The 18,563-nt window shown below is 67.2% G+C and carries 19 protein-coding genes; 14 read left to right on the forward strand and 5 right to left on the reverse strand.

The window, feature by feature from the left end:
• The first annotated feature begins 104 nt into the window (after positions 1-104).
• A complete protein-coding gene (locus ACZY1G_RS14555) occupies positions 105-1,637 on the forward strand; it encodes an amino acid permease (protein ID WP_463822777.1) in 1,533 nt (510 codons plus the stop codon).
• 9 nt (positions 1,638-1,646) lie between these two features.
• Here the strand turns inward: ACZY1G_RS14555 and ACZY1G_RS14560 are convergent, their stop codons facing one another.
• Entirely contained in the window at positions 1,647-2,324 is a 678-nt protein-coding gene (locus ACZY1G_RS14560; protein ID WP_463822778.1) for a TetR/AcrR family transcriptional regulator, read from the reverse strand.
• 96 nt (positions 2,325-2,420) lie between these two features.
• On the opposite strand from ACZY1G_RS14560, the gene ACZY1G_RS14565 reads away from it, so the two are divergent.
• The 4 genes from ACZY1G_RS14565 to ACZY1G_RS14580 all read left to right on the forward strand — a co-directional run bounded on the left by ACZY1G_RS14565 (position 2,421) and on the right by ACZY1G_RS14580 (position 5,489).
• Entirely contained in the window at positions 2,421-2,639 is a 219-nt protein-coding gene (locus ACZY1G_RS14565) for a hypothetical protein (protein ID WP_463822779.1), read from the forward strand.
• Positions 2,640-2,730: 91 nt separating this feature from the next.
• Positions 2,731-3,813, forward strand: a complete 1,083-nt coding sequence (locus ACZY1G_RS14570; protein WP_463812565.1) for an ATP-dependent DNA ligase — start codon at positions 2,731-2,733, stop codon at positions 3,811-3,813.
• A gap of 48 nt (positions 3,814-3,861) precedes the next feature.
• On the forward strand, positions 3,862-4,734 hold the full coding sequence (locus ACZY1G_RS14575) for an LLM class F420-dependent oxidoreductase (RefSeq protein ID WP_463812566.1): 873 nt from the start codon (positions 3,862-3,864) through the stop codon (positions 4,732-4,734).
• Between the two features lie 113 nt (positions 4,735-4,847).
• A complete protein-coding gene (locus ACZY1G_RS14580; RefSeq protein WP_463812567.1) occupies positions 4,848-5,489 on the forward strand; it encodes an MBL fold metallo-hydrolase in 642 nt (213 codons plus the stop codon).
• Between the two features lie 31 nt (positions 5,490-5,520).
• On the opposite strand, the gene ACZY1G_RS14585 is transcribed toward ACZY1G_RS14580, so the two are convergent.
• From ACZY1G_RS14585 to ACZY1G_RS14600, 4 genes are read right to left on the reverse strand one after another with little or no spacing between them, the layout of a single operon-like run.
• Complete coding sequence (locus ACZY1G_RS14585; protein WP_463822780.1) at positions 5,521-7,254, reverse strand: diol dehydratase reactivase ATPase-like domain-containing protein; 1,734 nt, start codon at positions 7,252-7,254, stop codon at positions 5,521-5,523.
• Complete coding sequence (locus ACZY1G_RS14590; RefSeq protein ID WP_463822781.1) at positions 7,251-7,580, reverse strand: diol dehydratase small subunit; 330 nt, start codon at positions 7,578-7,580, stop codon at positions 7,251-7,253. Before ACZY1G_RS14590 ends, ACZY1G_RS14585 begins: the two co-directional genes overlap by 4 nt.
• Entirely contained in the window at positions 7,577-9,817 is a 2,241-nt protein-coding gene (locus ACZY1G_RS14595; RefSeq protein ID WP_463822782.1) for a propanediol/glycerol family dehydratase large subunit, read from the reverse strand. Before ACZY1G_RS14595 ends, ACZY1G_RS14590 begins: the two co-directional genes overlap by 4 nt.
• 33 nt (positions 9,818-9,850) lie before the next feature.
• Positions 9,851-11,380, reverse strand: a complete 1,530-nt coding sequence (locus tag ACZY1G_RS14600) for an APC family permease (protein WP_463812571.1) — start codon at positions 11,378-11,380, stop codon at positions 9,851-9,853.
• Between the two features lie 190 nt (positions 11,381-11,570).
• Here ACZY1G_RS14600 and ACZY1G_RS14605 point away from each other — a divergent pair, with 190 nt between their 5' ends.
• Genes ACZY1G_RS14605 through fabG form a run of 9 tightly spaced genes read left to right on the forward strand, consistent with a single transcriptional unit; the run spans position 11,571 to position 18,543 of the window.
• A complete protein-coding gene (locus ACZY1G_RS14605) occupies positions 11,571-12,851 on the forward strand; it encodes a class-III pyridoxal-phosphate-dependent aminotransferase (RefSeq protein ID WP_463814752.1) in 1,281 nt (426 codons plus the stop codon).
• Entirely contained in the window at positions 12,848-14,398 is a 1,551-nt protein-coding gene (locus tag ACZY1G_RS14610) for an aldehyde dehydrogenase family protein (protein WP_463822783.1), read from the forward strand. Before ACZY1G_RS14605 ends, ACZY1G_RS14610 begins: the two co-directional genes overlap by 4 nt.
• A gap of 3 nt (positions 14,399-14,401) precedes the next feature.
• Positions 14,402-15,016: a BMC domain-containing protein gene (locus ACZY1G_RS14615; protein ID WP_463812573.1), complete on the forward strand. Its 615-nt coding sequence runs from the start codon at positions 14,402-14,404 to the stop codon at positions 15,014-15,016.
• Positions 15,013-15,507: a hypothetical protein gene (locus ACZY1G_RS14620; RefSeq protein ID WP_463822784.1), complete on the forward strand. Its 495-nt coding sequence runs from the start codon at positions 15,013-15,015 to the stop codon at positions 15,505-15,507. The genes ACZY1G_RS14615 and ACZY1G_RS14620 overlap by 4 nt, the downstream gene beginning before the upstream one ends.
• Positions 15,504-15,749, forward strand: a complete 246-nt coding sequence (locus ACZY1G_RS14625; protein WP_463822785.1) for a EutN/CcmL family microcompartment protein — start codon at positions 15,504-15,506, stop codon at positions 15,747-15,749. Before ACZY1G_RS14620 ends, ACZY1G_RS14625 begins: the two co-directional genes overlap by 4 nt.
• 54 nt (positions 15,750-15,803) lie before the next feature.
• The gene (locus ACZY1G_RS14630) at positions 15,804-16,085 is read left to right on the forward strand and encodes a BMC domain-containing protein (RefSeq protein WP_463812575.1); all 282 of its coding nucleotides are present in this window, start codon (positions 15,804-15,806) and stop codon (positions 16,083-16,085) included.
• 9 nt (positions 16,086-16,094) lie between these two features.
• Positions 16,095-16,748, forward strand: a complete 654-nt coding sequence (locus ACZY1G_RS14635; protein ID WP_463822786.1) for a microcompartment protein — start codon at positions 16,095-16,097, stop codon at positions 16,746-16,748.
• Positions 16,745-17,746, forward strand: coding sequence for a phosphotransferase enzyme family protein (locus ACZY1G_RS14640; protein WP_463812577.1), 1,002 nt, complete (start codon positions 16,745-16,747; stop codon positions 17,744-17,746). Before ACZY1G_RS14635 ends, ACZY1G_RS14640 begins: the two co-directional genes overlap by 4 nt.
• Before the next feature lie 17 nt (positions 17,747-17,763).
• The gene (gene fabG, locus ACZY1G_RS14645) at positions 17,764-18,543 is read left to right on the forward strand and encodes a 3-oxoacyl-ACP reductase FabG (RefSeq protein ID WP_463822787.1); all 780 of its coding nucleotides are present in this window, start codon (positions 17,764-17,766) and stop codon (positions 18,541-18,543) included.
• Positions 18,544-18,563: the final 20 nt, after the last annotated feature.

Genomic DNA, 18,563 nt, shown 5'->3' on the forward strand with positions numbered 1-18,563 from the left:
GTCCAGGCTCCGGTCACACAGCCGTGACATAACCGAAACGGCCAGCACACGAAGACTTTGTACGTTTCTGTCGCACGACAGGAATGTCTCATGTCAGGAGCGCCATGACCGCCGGCTACGACCCCGCCATCTCCTCCGCGGAGGACGCCTCCACGCTGGAGGACCTCGGCTACACCCAGGAACTGCACCGCGGCATCGGCGGCTACGCCTCGTTCGCCAGCGGCTTCTCCTTCGTGTCGATCCTGACCACCGTGTTCGCGTTCTTCCCGCTCGGCTTTGCGCTCGGCGGCCCGGCCTTCTTCTTCACCTGGCCCATCGTGTTCATCTGCCAGTTCTGCGTCTGCCTGGTGTTCGCCGAACTGTCCGGCAAGTTCCCGGTCGCGGGTGCGATCTACCAGTGGTCCCGCCGGCTCGCCGGCAACGCCATCGGTTGGTTCGCCGGGTGGTTCATGCTGATCGGCTACATCGTGTCGATCGCGGCCCTGGCGATCGCGATGCAGACGGTGCTGCCGCCCATCTGGAGCGGTTTCCAGGTGGTGGGTACCGATATGGATCCGCTGTCGGTCGACGGCGCCACCAACGGCATCATCCTGGGCGCGGTCACGATCGTGCTGTGCACGATCATCAGCGCCGCGGGCGTGCGCTTCATGGCCCGCATCACCGTCACCGGGGTGACGCTGGAGATCATCGGCGTCGTCCTGATCATCGGCGCGATGTTCCTGACCGCCGAACGCGGCCCGGTGCAGGCCGTCGCCGACACCGGCGGCCACGGCAGCGGCGTGGCCTACCTGCCGGCGTTCCTCGCCTCGATGTTGATGGCCGCCTACGTGATGTACGGATTCGACAGTGCCGCAGAGCTTTCCGAGGAGACCCGCGACCCGCGTCGCACCGCGCCGAAGGCGATCGTCATGGCCCTGCTCGTGTCCTTCGTCGGCGGAGGCCTGATGATCCTGGCCGCGCTGATGTCGGCGCCCGAACTCGGTGACGACCTGGCCCACGGCGGTATGGCGTGGGTGATCGAGAGCCAGCTCGACACGTGGCTCGGCAAGACGCTGCTGGGCCTGGTTGCCGTCGCGATCTTCTCGGCGACGCTCGCCATCCAGGCCTCGGCGTCCCGCGTGATGTTCTCGATGGCCCGTGACAACCGGCTGCCCCTCGGCTCGTTCCTCGCCCGGGTCAACAAGCGGACCGGAACCCCGGTGATCACCGGCATCTCGGTCAGCGCGCTGGCCATCCTCGTCCTGCTGGTCAACCTCGGTCAGGCCAGCGTGTTCGCCGCCATCGCGTCGGTGTCGGTCGTCATCGTCTACCTCGCCTACCTGATGGTCACCGTCCCCGCACTGGTGCACCGGCTGCGCGGGACGAGCCTGTCGCACGGCAAGCCGATCATGGACCTGGGTCGCTGGGGCATTCCGGTCAACCTGATCGCCGTCGTGATGGGCGGACTGCTGGTGGTCAACATCGGCTGGCCACGGCAGGAGGTCTACAACCCCGCCGGCGACTCGCTCTTCCTGCAGTACTTCGCGCTCATCTTCGTCGTGCTGACGCTGATCGTCGGGTACGTCGCGTTCCGGGTGGTGCGCGGGCGCGACGGCGCACCGGATCCCGTCGATGCGCTGGTGGGGCGCAAGGGCTGAGGCCGCGCGCTACGTCCCGGCCGCTATCGCGAGCAGGCCGGTGAGGTAGGTGAAAATCATGTGGTCAAGGGATTCGGTGAAGCCCTCGACCGTGGCCAGCGCTGGTTCGTCGCGATAGACCGCCGCCATCGCCGGAGACGGGTGGCTGTGTGTCCACATTGCTCCGACCAGGACGATGGTGGTGAACGCGGCATCGTGCCCTGACTCGGCGTCGAGTTCGGGTAGGACGTCGACGATCAAGGCAGCCAGCCCGTCGAGGGCCTCGAGCGCTCCGCGCTTGTATCGAAGAGCCACCTCTTCGGAGACGTTGTGTTCGAGCACGGACGTCTCGGCGCTGAGCAAGTCGCACAGCACCCGGTGCTCGGTGAACAAGGCCGCGAAGATCTGCGCGAGCGTGTGCGCTCTCTCCGGGGCGTTTCCGTCCCGCGAAAGGTGCTGTTCCACTTGGGCTGTCGCCTCGACCAACCATTCAGCCGACATCCGGGACAGCAGGTCGAGAAGGATTGCCTCACGTGACTCGAAGTAGCGCATGACATTTGACTTGGCGAGTCCCACCCGGCGCGCCAAGCCGTTCATGGTCACCTGACTGACGGGCATCTCGGTGAGCATCTGATGCGCGGTGCCCAGGATCGCTTCTCGTCTGGCCTCGCGTTGCTCGGCACTGCGCGCTCGTTGAAACGTCTGCACGCGACGACAGCCTAGCCACCCGGTTGACAAAGGACCAGCGGTCTCTTACGTTCCAAATACAACAGACCGGCGGTTCCTTAAGAAGGGAAATGAGACATGGCAGCGAAAGTGGCGCTCGTAACGGGGGGATCCCGATCGGCACCGATTGCCCTCACGGTCTTCGAACGCCTCATCGCCCATGACTGGAAGAAAGTTCAGGAGAACCATCGGCGGCTACGCGAACTGTGGCTGGCGGACGACCCCGGCATCCTCCTCGTCAACGCCCACGATCCGCTCTTACTGTCTCAGGCGCGCTCAGACGATCGACAACTGTAGCTCCGATTCCGAACGGCGCGCCGTTGACTGGAGTCGCTTAACCAAGGGAGTGGGCCCACACCGCGGCTGGATCGCCGCCAACAATAGGGTGATGGACCTGCCCGTGATGCCGCCCGTCTCGCCGATGCTGGCCAAGTCGGTCGCCGAGATGCCGCCCGGCGCCTGGTACGAGCCGAAGTGGGACGGGTTTCGTTCGATCCTGTTCCGCGACGGCGACGACGTCGAACTGGGCAGCCGCAACGAACGGCCGATGACGCGGTATTTCCCGGAGATCGCCGACGCCGCGCGGGCCGAACTACCGCCGCGCTGCGTGATCGACGGCGAGATCGTCATAGCGACGGGACACGGCCTCGATTTCGAGGCCCTCCAGTTGCGGCTGCACCCGGCCGCCTCGCGGGTTCGGATGCTGGCTGATCAGACGCCCGCCGCGTTCATCGCGTTCGACGTGCTGGCGTTGGATGACGAGGACCTGACGGGACGACCGTTCTCCGACCGCAGAGCCGTGCTCGTCGACGCGCTGGCCGGGGCGGGACCGGTGTTTCACGTGACACCGGCGACGACCGATCTGGCCACCGCCCAGCGCTGGTTCTCGGTGTTCGAGGGCGCCGGTCTTGACGGCGTGATCGCCAAACCGGCGGAGGTCACCTACCAGCCCGACAAACGCGTGATGTTCAAGATCAAGCACCAGCGCACGGCGGACTGCGTGGTCGCCGGGTACCGGTTGCACAAGTCGGGACCGGATGCGATCGGCTCACTCCTGCTGGGCCTGTACGCCGACGACGGATCGCTGGCGTCTGTCGGCGTCATCGGCGCGTTCCCCATGGCACGCCGGCGTGCGCTGTTCGCCGAACTGCAGCCGCTGGTGACGACGTTCGACGAACACCCGTGGAATTGGGCGGCGCACGTCGACCCCGATGTGGTGCGCCGCTACGGCGGCGGGTCGCGGTGGAATGCGGGCAAGGATCTGTCGTTCGTGCCGCTACGGCCGGAGCGAGTCGTCGAAGTGCGCTACGACCACATGGAGGGCACGCGTTTCCGGCACACCGCACAGTTCAACCGGTGGCGGCCCGACCGCGAGCCACGCTCGTGCACCTTCGACCAGATCGACCGGCCGGTGACGTTCCGCCTCGACGACATCGTGCCCGGGCTTGGCCGTCCGGAGCCCCGCAACTAAGTTTCTGCCAAGCGGAATGCACGCCCCGGATAGCGACTTTAAGCAAGCATGGACCTAGGCCTCAGCATTCCGATCCTCGACATCGACGGCGGCACCACAGCCATCGGACCCGAACTCGCCCGCGCCGGCGCAGCAGCAGAGAACGCCGGCGCGACCTCACTGTGGTTCATGGACCACTACTTCCAGATCGAGCCGACCGGCCTGCCCGCGGAGGCCAACATGCTCGAGGGCTACACGCTTCTCGGCTTCCTCGCGGGCCAGACCTCCCGCATCGACCTCGGCCTGCTCGTCACCGGCGTGACCTACCGCCACCCCGGGCTACTCGCGAAGACCGTCACGACCGTCGACGTGCTCTCCGGCGGCCGCGCGGTGTTCGGCATCGGAGCGGCCTGGTTCGAGCGTGAGCACCTCGGCCTCGGGGTTCCGTACCCGCCGCTGGCTGAGCGTTTCGAGCGGCTCGAAGAGACCATCCAGATCTGCAACCAGATGTGGGACCCGAACAACAACGGCGAGTACCACGGCAAGCACTACCACCTGCAGGAGACGCTGTGTAACCCGCAGCCGATCAACAAGCCCAAGGTGCTCATCGGCGGCAGCGGCGAGCGCAAGACTCTGCGGTTGGTGGCCAAGTACGGCGATGCCTGCAACCTCTTCGGCACCTCACCCGACGAGGTCGCACACAAGCTGCGGGTGCTGCGCGGGCACTGCGACGACGTCGGTACCGACTACGACGCCATCCGCAAGACCATCATGGTCAACGATCTGAGCCCGGCGCCCGAGACCCGCGACGAGTTCGTCCGCGCCATGGGCGATTACGCCAAGCTGGGTGTCGACGAGGCGATCGTTTTCCCGCCCAACGGTTCTCCGGCAGCGTGGATCGACAGCATCGCCCCTACGGTCAAGCAACTCGCCGAGCTCTAGACCCCCCGCGAGCAGACGCGAACTCGCGTGTTTCCGCGGCGATTCACGCTAGTTCGCGTCTGCTCGCCAGGAGTACTTGACCTCAATGGGTGTTGAGGTTGCAGCCTGAGAGCATGCATCAGGTACTCAACGATCTCTACGAAACCCGCACCGACTCACCGTTTCCCGGGCTGACCACCCACGCCTATCTGTGGACACCGGCCAACATCCTGTTCTACTCACCGGCGACCGACGCCGACTTCGACGGACTCGACGCACTTGGCGGCGTGCGCCACCACTACCTCAGCCACCGGGACGAGGCCGGCCCGATGCTCGCCCGCATCGCCGAGCGGTTCGGGTCCACACTGCACGCGCCGGCCGGCGATCTCGCTCAGATCACCAGGCACCACCATGTCGACGTGCCGGTGACAGGCCGCTACACCGACGCCAACGGCATCGAGATCATCCCCACCCCGGGCCATTCGCCGGGCAGCGTCTGCTATCTGGTTCGCGGCGCCGAGGGCCGCTACCTCTTCACCGGCGACACGCTGTTCCACATCGACGGTGAATGGCGCGGCGGCTACATCGACAGCTTCCACACGCCCGCCGATGCTGCCACGATCGCCGAGAGCCTTCGCGTTCTCGTCGAGATCACTCCGGATGTGGTGATCTCCAGCGCCTTCGACGGTGACGCGGTCCACCGCATCGACCCCGCACACTGGCGCGGCCACATCGCCCACGCGATCGCAGGACTGCCGCTTCCTGCGCGGCGCTGATCACCGACGAGCAGACGCAAACTCGCGAGTTTCAGCGGCGATTCGCGCGAGTTCGCGTCTGGTCGGCGTAGAGGGCGACCAGGCCGCGGGCGACGGCGAAGCGCGGACCGTGCACACCGTCGATGTGTGCTCGGCCCACCACGACCCGGCCGGGTCGCAGCGCCTCGGCGACCGTGCGCATCAACTCGTCGTCGAGCGCACCGCCCCCGGCCAGCACCAGCGCGCGCGGCGGCTCGTCGAACGCGGTCAGGCACCGCGCGATGTTGGCCGCGACGGTCTCCTGCTTGACCGCGAGCCTCAGGCTGCGCCATTCCTCTGCGGCCAGGCGATTCGAGAACGGCACCAGGCCCGCACTGCCCCTCGTGCACAACCGACCGATCGCGTCCGAGGATGCGGGGGCGTCGAGGAACACCCGCCTGCCGTCCTCCTCGTGTGCGACGTGCGGACCTTCGACTCGCACCGCGGGGGTGCGTTTGACCGATTCGGCGAGTGCCTGCGGGATACCGAGCACCGCAGCAATCGCCACGGTGATCGACTCTCCCGCACCCGCGGCCACCACGGTCGAGCCGGCGCCGATGAGATCGACTGTGCCGCCGCCGATATCGCACACCATCGCCTCCGGCGGGAAGCCCGGCGTGGTGCGTGCCCCCCACGCCGCCGCCTCGGGCTCCGAGGCCAACGTCTGGGCAGGACGGCCGGTCAGCTCGCTCAGGTGAGCGGCGGCGTCGGCCGCTTCCTCGGCAGCCAGCAACGCGACGACGGTCCCGTGGGCGTCGACGACGCCGCGCCGCAGCCACGCCCCGTTGTCGATCGTCGCCAGGTCGGTGAAGAACGCATCGTGTACGGCCAGCCCGCGTGCGGTTGACGGAACAGACTGCAGCCGAACCTTTTTCACCGAGCCAGGCACCGAGCGACGCAGCACCGCATGCGCCTCCGCGGGCGTGTACCGCACCACTCCCCCGTCGACACGGATCTCCACGTAGTCATCGTCTTCGGCGGGCGGGGTCGGTGGTTCGGTGCGCGCGGTGACGGCGATCGCCGCCGCATCGGCCAGCTCCCGACAGAACTCGGCGACATCGGGCAGACACTCCACGTCCAATCCCAACGCCGCCGAAAGCGCGATCGGGTCGGCCATCGCCCGGTAGGCACGTCCCTGTTCGACCACCTCGACCGCGATCAGCGCACCGGGTGCCAGTCCGTCGAGCTCGCACTCGTCGACGACCGGCACGGCGACCGGGATTCGGTTGCGGATGAGCACGGCGTCGTCCTGTGCGGCCACCACCCCGACGATGCGCCAGCCGCGAGCCACCCCCGCGCCGATCTCCCGCGCGGCCACCTCGAAATCGGTGACCGCGTCGACTGACACGATCACCGGTCGTGGCACCGGTTCGGAACCCAGGTCGGTCAGCCGAACATGGTGCCCCACCGCATGTCCCGCGCCGGCAGGGGTGCTGGCGTCCGGGCGGCGCAGGCTGCGCACCGGTGCGGCCGGTGAGTAGGCCGGCGGGATCGGCGCGGTCGCGGTGTCGACCGGGCGCAGCGCGGAGAGCAGCAGTTCGTCGGCGCTGACGCCGGCGTCCACCTCGAGTTTGTGCAGCAGGGCGGCGGCGCCCTGCAGCGAATCGTGGCTGCCCTTGCGACCGCGGGTGGGAGCCTGGCCGTGCGCGAGTGTGGTGACACGACCCTCGGCGCCGCTGTCCACCCGTGCCAGCACGATCTCGGTGGTGTGGTTGCCGATGTCGATCCCGGCGACCGTGCGGGTCAACGCAGCAGGCCGCGGCGAGCGTAGGCGGCGGCGGCCTGTTCGACGAGCGCGGCGCACCGCGGCGCTCCCCGCTCGATCAGGGACGCGCACAGTTGGTCAAGCTCGTCGGCCGTCGAGCGGTGCGGACGCAGCGCCTCGTAGAGCGCCATCACGTCCTCGTCATCGATCGTCGCCAATTCCGCTGCCCGCAGGAAGTTCTCGGCGAGCTGTGGGTTGCCGCCCCGTTCGGCCACGGCGGCCTGGTGAGCCAACGCCGCAGGGTCCATCCGCAGATCGCCCAGACCCAGCTTGCCATCGACAGCGTTCTCGACGGTGATTTCGCTCATGGCCGGTCCACCTTCACCGTGACGGGGGCTACCCCCGGCTCGCATGCCTCACGTTCCAGCGCCACCAACGCCACCGCCCGGGCGTGATAGCGCGCGGAGATGGATTCGTCGGTGCCGCCGGTGAAGATCGGCACGGGCGCCATGCCTTTCGCGTGCCTGGCGGCGTTGCGGCCCAGTTCCCGGTACATCTTGGCGGTCAGCAGCGGCGCTACGCTGAACAGTTCCAGGTTCGCCAGCGGCGCAAGGTCGCGGCGGTGGATCAGCGCTGTTCCCTTGCCCTGCAAACCGATTCCGATTCCGGAACCGGAGAGCCGGGCCGCGGTCAGGCCGATCAGGCCGACGTCGATGGTGGAGCGAATCTGCACGGTGCGCGCCACACAGCCTTCCTCTTCCAGCCCCGCCGACAACTGCCGAAGCACCTCACCGATCGTCAACCCGCACAGGCTCAGCCACACACTGTGGCCCCAGGCCGGGGACAGGCCGATGCACACCTCGCGCGGATCGCTGCCCTGGCGGGCGGGTTCGACGTCGACGACGGTGACGTGGCCGCGGTGCTCTTCCTGGTCGGCGGTCAGCTCTGCGCTGGTGCGGGCCTGCCGGATCGCGTCGATCTCGGCGCGCCGCGCCTCGGTGAGCGCGTAACCCGTTGCCGGGCCGGTGTAGTCGTTCGGATCGGTCAGCTTGGACAGCACACAGAACTGCTCGTCGAAGATCGCCGAGGTCTGCAGTTGGTCACCCTTGAGGCGCTCTCGGGTGAGGGTGGTGATGGCCTCGGCCTCGTCGCTGAAGCCGGTGCGATGCAGCGAGGCGATGACGTCGAAAACGGTGAGCTGCCTGGCCTCGATCGACGCCGCGGCCTCGGCCACCATCTTGGGATGCCCGGGGGGCAGGTCGCGGGACCCGTTGGCCGCCACCACCTGGTCGACGCGCGCGTCGTCGTAGTCGGCCAGGCCGAGGTCCCGGTAGACGGCCTGCACGGCCTTGGCCGCCCGACGGCGCACCGCCTCGAGACGCTCGGGTGCGACGGTGCGCAACCCGCCGTCGGCGCCCCAGTCACGCTGGAGCACCAGGAAGTCGTCCATGTCGTCGGAGTTGAAGTTCGACAGCGCAAAAGCATTGTCGTAGCGCGGAATCGACCCGAACCCCGAGAAGATGAAATCGGCGCCGGCGAGCAGCACCGGCAGCGTGTGCGCGCTGCGGCGGATGTCCGACTCGGAGATCAGGTTGTCGTTGCCCGCGCACGACTCCAGGTCCCGCATCATCACCATCAGGTTCTCGGCGAGCAGTTCCTTCATGCCCTCGGGCACGGACGCGACCACACCGACACCGTCGATGCCGCCGTTCTGCACACCCTGGGAACCGAGCGCTCGGGCGAGGGAGACGCAGCGCGATTCCAGGTAGAGGATCGAGCACTGCTCTGCCGCGCCCATCAGGACCTCTGCGCCGCCGCCGCTGGTGACGCGCATCTTCAAGCCGCGCGATGCGTACGCCGACGTGAGGATCGCCTTGCTGAACGGGGTGTCGTCACCGTCGACGAAGACCTGCTCGGTGCCGTAGATCGAGATGGTCTCGGCGTAGCTGGTCAGCCCGCGCAGGCCCAGCCGCAGTTCCAACGCCTCTTCGATCGAGCACTGCGCCATTGCCCCCGGCGTGCCGACCTGCGAACCGATCAGCAGCGCAACCGCATTCGAGGGCGCATCGCCGAGCACCGGGACCGTGGTCTCGACTTCCCGAAAACCGTAGGCGACGGCGCTGGCGGCGTCGGCGGCGATCAACAGCGGGTCGTCGAGCTGGTTGGTCACGTGCGCCTGATTGCTCGGAGTCCGACGGGCGCGCATCTTGGCCATGGCCATCTGCATCTCGACCGGGGACATCAGCGCGATGACGCGCGCGAGCTTGGCCGGGGTGGTGCCGCCGATCAGCCGCACCACCTCGGCGCGGGGGACGTTGATGTCCACCGCCATCCGGGCCAGCGTCACATCGTCGAGCGCCATCGCCTCGTGCGCGACCGAAAGGTCGATGCCGTAGCGGGCGATGAACTCGTCGATCACGTCGAACTCGCTGGCGCCTTTGCCATCGAGCTCGGCGACCTCCCCGTCCCGAATGGTCAGGGACGGGGAGGGGTCATGGGGGCTGCTCATCGCGGCCAGACCGAGCCGGGCGTCCGGGACGCTGAACCCGTCGAGATTGACGGGCTTTGCGTTCAGTACCCGGAACCGGCCCAACTCGTCTGCCACCGAAGCCTCCTCGCCGGTCTCCTCTGCGCGAATCTAGTCGCGAACTTCGTTGTCCTCGTACACGATCCGACCGATCAGTTCGTACCGGTCCTTGTCCGCGAATTTGAAGTACAGCGCCATCGCCGCACCGAGCACGAACAGGCCGACCACGATCCATGGTGTCAGCTGGAACAGCAGTGTGCCCGACGCAGCGCCTGCGGCTGCATCTTTGTGTTCCCACAGCAGGTACACCACGTAGAGCATCCCGATACCGCCGAGCAGAGGCGCCAGGAACGTCTTGAACCAGTGCGCACTGGACGGATGGTTCTTGTGGAAGTGGAAATACGAGACGACGGAGAATGCGCACAGCGCCTGCACGATCAGGATCGCCATGGTGCCCAGGATCGCCAGCAGCGTGTACATGTGCACGTAGGGGTCCATACCGGCGAAGAAGAAGGCCAGGATGATCACCAGCGTGATCCCCGTCTGCACGAACGAGGCGATGTGCGGCGAGCCGTGGTGCGGGTGCGTGGCGCCGAGCGTTTTCTGCAGGCCGGCATGCAGGCCCTCGCGGCCCATCGCGTAGAGGTAACGCGAGGCGCAGTTGTGGAATGCCATGCCGCACGCGAACGATCCGGTCACCAGCAGGATGTTGAACAGAGTGATGGCCCACTCGCCGTAGGTGCTGCGGACGGGACCGAAGAAGATCTCCGACGAGGTGTCGGCCGACTGAGCCAGCTCGATGGACTTCTGCGGGCCGGTGCCGGCGATCGCCATCCAGGACACGAAGATGTAGAAGATGCCGACGCCGAGCACCGCGATCATCGTGGCGCGCGGGATGATCTTCTTCGGGTCCTTGGACTCCTCGCCGTACATCGCGGTGGATTCGAAGCCCACCCACGACCAGAACGCGAAGAACAGGCCGAGACCGGCGCTGGCGCCGGCAATGGCGGCAGGCTGGAAAGCACCGACCGGGTTGAGGATCTGACCGACGGCGAAACCATCCGGGCCGCCACCCTTGACCGCGACGGCGATGGCACCGAGCGAGAGCATCACGATCTCGGTGATCAGGAACACGCCCAGCACCTTGGCGGTGAGGTTCACGTCGAAGTAGGTGAGGATGCAGTTGAGCGCGAGCATCAGGAGCGCCGGGATCAACCAGTGGACCCCGATACCGAACTGACTCTCGAACAGGTTCTGGAAGAAGAACGCGAAGATGCCGATCAGCGAGCCCTCGAACACGACGTAGGCCATCGTGATGATCAGGCCGCTCGCCATCCCGATGACACGGCCGAGGCCGTGGGAGATGTAGCCGTAGAACGCACCCGTGGAGGTGATGTGCTTGGCCATCGTCGCGTATCCGATCGCGAAGAGGCCCAGCACGATCGTCGCCACGAGATAGCCGGCCGGGGCGTGGGCGCCGTTGCCGAAACCGACGGCGATCGGCACGTTGCCGACCATCGCGGTGATCGGGGCCGCTGTCGCCACTGCCATGAAGATCACCCCGAAGGTGCCCACGGCGTTGCGCTTGAGCCGCTGCACCGAATCGTTCGATGTTTGGCGGGGAACGACATCTTCTGTCATAAGACGAACACCTTCCAGGCGAAGGAGAGACCCATCATGGGCAGTCTGTGTGGCCTAGACCACAGGGCATATTCGCAGTCATATTGGCACTACCAAATCAACCGCGCAACCCCAAACGGTCCCTGTTGACATAAATGGTCCTACCGTTTAACTTTTGGTCAACCCTCGCGACCTGACGACAGGGAGTTTCGTGTACGACTACGGCACGTTCTCGTTCGAATCCAAGGCACAGGTGCTCGAACGCGCCAAGGAGTACTGGAACCCGGACAAGACCCAGTTCTGGACCGATTCCGGTGTCGACCTCGTGATCGACCGCAGGCAGGACTACTTCCTGTGGGACATGAGCGGTCGCCGCCTGATCGACATGCATCTCAACGGCGGCACCTACAACCTCGGCCACCGCAATCCCGAACTGGTCGCAGCGCTTTCCGAAGGCATGCAGTACTTCGACGTCGGCAACCACCACTTCCCCTCCGTCGCGCGAACGGCTTTGGCGCAGAAGCTGATCGAGTCGGCACCGGCGTCGCTGACCAAGGTCGCGTTCGGTTCCGGCGGCGGAGAGGCCATCGACATCGCGCTCAAGAGCGCACGCCACGCCATGCAGCGCCGCAAGATCGTCTCGATCGTCAAGGCCTACCACGGCCACACCGGACTGGCGGTCGCCACCGGCGACGACAGATTCGCCAAACTCTTCCTCGCCGACCGGCCCGACGAATTCGTCCAGGTGCCCTTCGGTGACACCGACGCGATGGAGCAGGCGCTGCGCGGCCGCGACGTCGCCGCGGTGATCATGGAGACCATCCCCGCCACATACGGATTCCCGTTGCCCCCCATCGGATATCTGGAAGCGGTCAAGGACCTGTGCGTGCGCTACGACGCGCTCTACATCGCCGACGAGGTGCAGACCGGGCTGATGCGCACCGGTGAGATGTGGGCGATCACCAAGCACGGCATCGAACCCGACATCATGGTGACGGGCAAGGGCCTCTCGGGCGGCATGTATCCGATCACCGCCGCACTGCTGAGCGATCGTGCCGCGCAATGGCTCGATCAGGACGGCTTCGGCCACATCTCCACCTTCGGCGGCGCCGAACTGGGCTGCGTGGCCGCTCTCAAGACTCTCGAGATCACGAGCCGTCCCGAAGTCCGCTCATCGGTGCATTACATCGCCGACATCTTTGCGCGCGGTCTGGCCCGCATCCAGGCCGACCATCCGGAGTGGTTCGTCGGCATCCGGCAGAACGGTGTGGTGATCGGTCTGGAGTTCGACCACCCGGAGGGTGCGAAGTTCGTCATGCGCGAGCTGTACCGGGGCGGCGTGTGGGCGATCTTCTCCACCCTCGATCCCCGTGTCCTGCAATTCAAACCGGGCCTGCTGCTCAACCGTGACCTGTGTGAGGACGTGCTCGACCGCGTCGAGGTCGCCGTCGGGCGCGCGAAGCTGGCCGCGACCGGACGGAGGAAGCCGTGATATCGGTAGCGCAGGCGGGTCAACTTCTGGAACGGGCGCGCTTCGCCGCGGCCGCGTACGCCGAGTACGACCAGGCGTCGGTGGCACGCATCGTCGACGCGGTCGCCGACGCCGGGCACCGCAACGCAGAACGCTTTGCCGCCGCCGCGGTCGCCGAGACCCAGATGGGCGTCGTCGAGCACAAGATCGTCAAGAACCGCGCCTGCTCACGCGGAATCGTCGAGTTCTATCGCGATCAGGACTACGTGACCCCGCGTATCGACACCGCCCGCAAGATCGTGGAGATCCCCCGCCCGGCCGGCATCGTGCTGGCGTTGTGCCCGACCACCAATCCCGTTGCGACGGTGTACTTCAAGGCGATCCTGGCTCTGATGACGCGCAACGCGGTGGTGGTCGCGCCGCATCCGCGGGCTCGGCAATGCTCGGCCGACGCGGCCCGGCTCCTGGCTGAGGCCGCCGTCGCCGCCGGTGCCCCCGACGGAATCGTCCAGGTGATCGACGAGCCGACGCTGCCGCTGATCGAGGCGATGATGATCGACGAGCGCACCGATGTCATCGTCGCCACCGGCGGCACAGGCGTCGTGCGGGCGGCCTACTCCTCGGGCAATCCTGCGCTGGGCGTCGGCCCGGGCAACGTTCCGGTGTTCGTCGACGCCACGGCCGACATCGACGCCGCCGCTCGGCGCATCGTCGAAAGCAAGGCGTTCGACAACTCGGTGCTGTGCACCAACGAATCCGTGTTGATCGCCGAGGAGTCGATCGCCGGCAAGCTCACCTCGGCACTCACCCGCCACGGGGCCCACGTTCTGGATGCTGACGCCACCCAACGCCTGCGGGAGTACATGTTCGGAGAGGGCACCTTGAACACCGAGGTGGTCGGCCGCGATGCGGCATGGATCGCCGAGCGCATCGGGCTGCGCGTCACCCCCAAGACGAAGGTGCTGATCGCCCCGTTCACCGACCTCATCGGTGAGGAGGTGCTCACCCACGAGAAGCTCAGCCCTGTACTCGGCATGACCACGGTCGCCGACGCCCAGCGCGGTATCCGCGCCGCGCGCGCGGTGGTGCGCATCGCCGGTGCCGGACACTCGGCCGCCATCCACAGCGAAAGCGCCTCTGTCATCACCGAGTTCGCCGCATCGGTGCCTGTGCTGCGGGTGTCGGTCAACGTCGGGAACAGCACCGGTAGCTCCGGTTTGGAGACCAACCTCGCGCCGTCGATGACCATTGGCACCGGATTCGTCGGGCGCAGCTCCATCGGCGAGAATCTGCAACCCGAGAACCTGATGAACTGGACGCGGATCGCCTACAACGCCGACGCCGGCGTGGCGATGCCCAGCTTCGCGGGTCTCTCGCCGTGGCGCTCCCCCACTGAGCCGGTGCCCGCCTATCCACGTGCGTCCAACGACGCGTCCGGCGCTGCACCCGCTCCCGCGCCGAGCCGCCCGACCCCGTCCCGCCGCGCCGCCGACCCGGGCATCGAGGCACTGCGCGCCGAGCTGCGCGCGATGGTGGCCGAAGAACTCGCCCAACTGATCAAGAGGTGACCCGTGGCTGAACTGCGTTCGTTCATCTTCATCGATCGGCTCCAGCCGCAGACGATGTCGTATCTGGGCACCTGGATCAAGGGCGCCCTGCCGCGCGCCGGCGTGGCGGCTCAGATCATCGAAGTGGCACCGGGTCTGGACATCGAGGGCATCACCGACGTCGCCCTCAAGCACGCAGAGGTTCAGGCCGGTGTGCTCGTCGTCGAGCGTCAGTTCGGGTACCTGGAGTTCCACGGTGACACTGATGCGGTGCAGTCCGCGGCCGACGCCGCACTGGCCGAGCTCAATCGGGACGGCGATGCAGCGGCTGACGTCAAGCCACCGCAGATCCTGGCGTCGCGCATCATCTCGAGCATCGACTCCCAGCACGCATTCCTGATCAACCGCAACAAGATCGGGTCCATGGTGCTGGCCGGGGAGACCCTCTACGTGCTCGAGATCGCGCCCGCCTCGTACGCGATCCTCGCCACCAACGAGGCCGAGAAGGCCGCCGACATCAAGGTCATCGATTTCCGCATGATCGGTGCCACGGGACGGGTCTACCTGTCCGGCAGTGAGTCCGACATCCGTCAGGCCGCCGCGGCGGCCGAAGAGGCCCTGGCCCGGAGCGTGCGGTGAGCATCGACCGCGATGCGCTGCGCCAGATGGTGCGCGAGGTGATCAGAGAGTCGATCGGCGACCTCACCAGCGCGCCGGCGACGCGGCCGGCCCCGCAACCCTCAGCACCGGCACCCGCCGCGCCCGCACAGAGCGGTCCCGTGGCCACCGGACCGCTGGCTGCCGACGAGCGGTCGCGAACCGACACCGTTCGGATCGCGACCGACCGGGACCTCGACGCGTTCGTACGGAATCTGTTGCGGCTGTTCGAAAATCCCAAGACCCGAGCCGACCTCAAGCACGGCCGACTGTCTTTCCGGCTGGCAGGCACGCAACGTGGCGGCGCCGGCGGCAGCAGACGCGTCGACCGGGGCGCGGTCACCGAGCGGCAGATCGCCGACATCGCCGCGTCCGGATCTTCCCTCGTCCTCGGCCCCCGCGCCGTACTCACCCCGCTGGCCCGCGAACGCGCCCGTGCGCTGGGCGTGACGATCCACAAGGAGCGAACATGATCCGTGGCACGGTCACCGGTCAGGTCTGGTCGACCCGACGCATCGACGGTCTGCCCGCCGGCGCCTTTCTCGAAGTCGAGGTCGACGACTCCGGGTCGCGAATGATCGCATTCGACGTGCTGGGCAGTGGCGTCGGCGAACACGTCCTCATCACCCAGGGTTCCGTCGCGGCGAGCTGGTTCACCGGCACCCCGCCGCCCGTCGACGCACTCATCATCGGCTCCATCGACGCCAACGAATAGCCACCCCGTCACAACCCGTACACCCGTCACAACACCCACACAAAAGGAGAAACCATGGCCAGCAACGCGATCGGCATGATCGAGACCAAGGGCTTCGTCGCGGCGCTCGCCGCGGCGGACGCGATGGTCAAGGCCGCCAACGTGACCATCACCGATCGCCAACAGGTCGGCGACGGCCTCGTGGCCGTGATCGTCACCGGCGAGGTGGGTGCGGTCAAGGCCGCGACCGAGGCCGGTGCCGAAGCCGCTTCCCAGGTGGGCGAGCTCATCAGCGTGCACGTGATCCCGCGCCCGCACAACGAGCTCGGCGCGCACTTCTCCGTCGCCTCGCAGTAACCTCACCCGATGGCCGCCACCGACGCACCGACCCGGACCGACATCCGCGTCTACCTGCTTGTGGAAGACCTGCAGCAGCAGTTCGCCGCCTATCTCGGGACACCGACCCGCGCCAGGGGATATCCGCCGTATGCCGGTGAGCACGCGCTCATCGTCGAGGTGTCACCTGCGCTGGCGATCGAGCGGGTCATCGATCTGGCGTTGCGCGAGGTGCCCGGTATCCAGCCCGGAATCCTCTACGTGGAGCGCCAGTTCGGTGTCCTCGAGATCCACTCGAGCGATCTCGCCGACGTGCGCCGTGCCGGCGAGGCGATCCTGAGTGGCACCAAGAGCTCGGCGTCTGATCAGCTGCGCCCGCGGGTGCTCTACCACGACGTGATCGACGACATCACCGATCAGCACGCGGTGATCCTCAACCGCAACCGTCAGGCCTCGATGGTGCTGCCGGGGCAGTCGTTGCTCGTCTACGAGATGACGCCCGCGCTGTTCGCCGCGGTGGCCGCCAACGAAGCCGAGCGCGCCGCGCCCGGACTGACTCTGGTGGACGTGCAGATGATCGGAGCTGCGGGTCGCCTCTACATCAGCGGCAGCACGGCCGATGTGGTCACTGCCCGCGAAGCGATCACGACCGTGCTTCAGGGGATCGAGGGGCGGGACCATTGAGCGGATCCGGTGATGACCTCGGAGATGATGAGGTCGTCGCGCAGAAGGCACTCGAGGATTTCGACCTGCCGCAGGGTTCGGCGTTGCGGCTGCTGAACCTCTCGGAAAACGCCACCTTCGCTGTCGAGGAGCCGGGCTGCGGGCATCGGTCGATCCTGCGGGTGCACCGCAAGAACTACCACCGCGCCGATCAGATCGAGTCGGAGCTGATGTGGCTGGACGCGCTGCGCCGCGACAGCGACGTCACGGTGCCGATGGTGGTACCGGCCCGGGACGGGCGCCGGGTGGTCACCGTCGAGCACGACGGCGCGCAGCGGCACGTCGTGCACTTCGAGATGGTGGCCGGCGCCGAACCCGACGAGAACGCGCTCACCAGAACCGATTTCCACACCCTGGGTCGCATCACCGCCGCATTGCACGACCATGCTCGCAGCTGGCAGCGTCCGGCGGCGTTCAGCCGCTTCGCCTGGGACTGGGAACACAGCCTGGGTGCTTCACCTCGCTGGGGTCAATGGCGCGACGCGATCGGAGTCGGCGCGCACGAGGCCGAGGTGCTGACGCGAGCCGAGCAGCTCCTCGGCCGCCGCCTCACCGAATACGGTACGGCGACTGACACCTTCGGATTGGTGCATGCCGATCTGAGGCTGGCCAATCTGCTCGTCGACGGCGAAACGATCACGGTGATCGACTTCGATGACTGCGGATTCGGCTGGTACTTCTACGACTTCGGCACCGCGGTGTCGTTCTTCGAGGACCATCCCTCGGTCCCGGACTGGCAGGACGCCTGGGTCGGCGGCTACCGCACCCGCCGCGAGATGACTGCCGCCGATGAGGACATGCTCGCCTCGTTCGTCCTGCTGCGCCGTCTGCTCCTGCTCGCCTGGATGGGCACGCACAGCCATTCCCGGGAATCACAGGCGATTTCCGTGACCTACGCCGCGGGCAGCTGCACGCTCGCCGAGAAGTACCTGTCCTCCGATGGTCACTCGCTGACCTGACACTCGAAAGGTTGTCCATGTTCACCTCCCTGCAGGGCCGCACGGCCATCGTGACCGGCGGTAGCAAGGGCATCGGCCGCGGGATCGTCGAGGTCTTCGCCCGGGCCGGCGTCAACGTCGTGCTCACCGCCCGCACCCAGGCCGACATCGAGCGCACCGTCACCGATCTCGCCGATCTCCCTGGTTCGGTGAGCGGCGTGACGGCCGACGTGACGAGCCCCGAGGATTGTCGCGCGGCGGTGGCTGCCGCCGTCGAACGCCACGGCGGCCTCGACATCGTGTGCGCCAACGCCGGGATCTTCCCGTCGGCGTCGCTGAGCGAGATGACGCCCGAGGACCTCGACCAGGTGCTCGACACCAACGTCAAGGGCACCTTCTACATCGTGCAAGCGGCGCTGGAGCCGCTGACCGCCAGCGGCCACGGCCGCATCATCCTGACCTCGTCGATCACCGGGCCCATCACCGGCTTTCCCGGCTGGTCGCACTACGGCGCGAGCAAGGCCGCGCAGCTCGGGTTCCTGCGCACCGCCGCGATCGAGTTGGCACGCAAGAAGATCACGGTCAACGCGGTCCTGCCGGGCAACATCCTGACCGAGGGCCTCGTCGAGATGGGCGAGCAGTACATGAACCAGATGAAGGCCGCCATCCCGACCGGCACACTCGGCACGGTCGCCGACATCGGCAACGCCGCACTTTTCTTCGCCACCGACGAGGCCGTCTACATCACCGGCCAGACACTCGTCGTCGACGGTGGCCAGATACTGCCCGAATCGGCAGAGGCGCTCGCCGACCTCTAGAGAGCACGTATCCTGATTTG

Source organism: Mycobacterium sp. IDUB_5, from assembly GCF_055419565.1.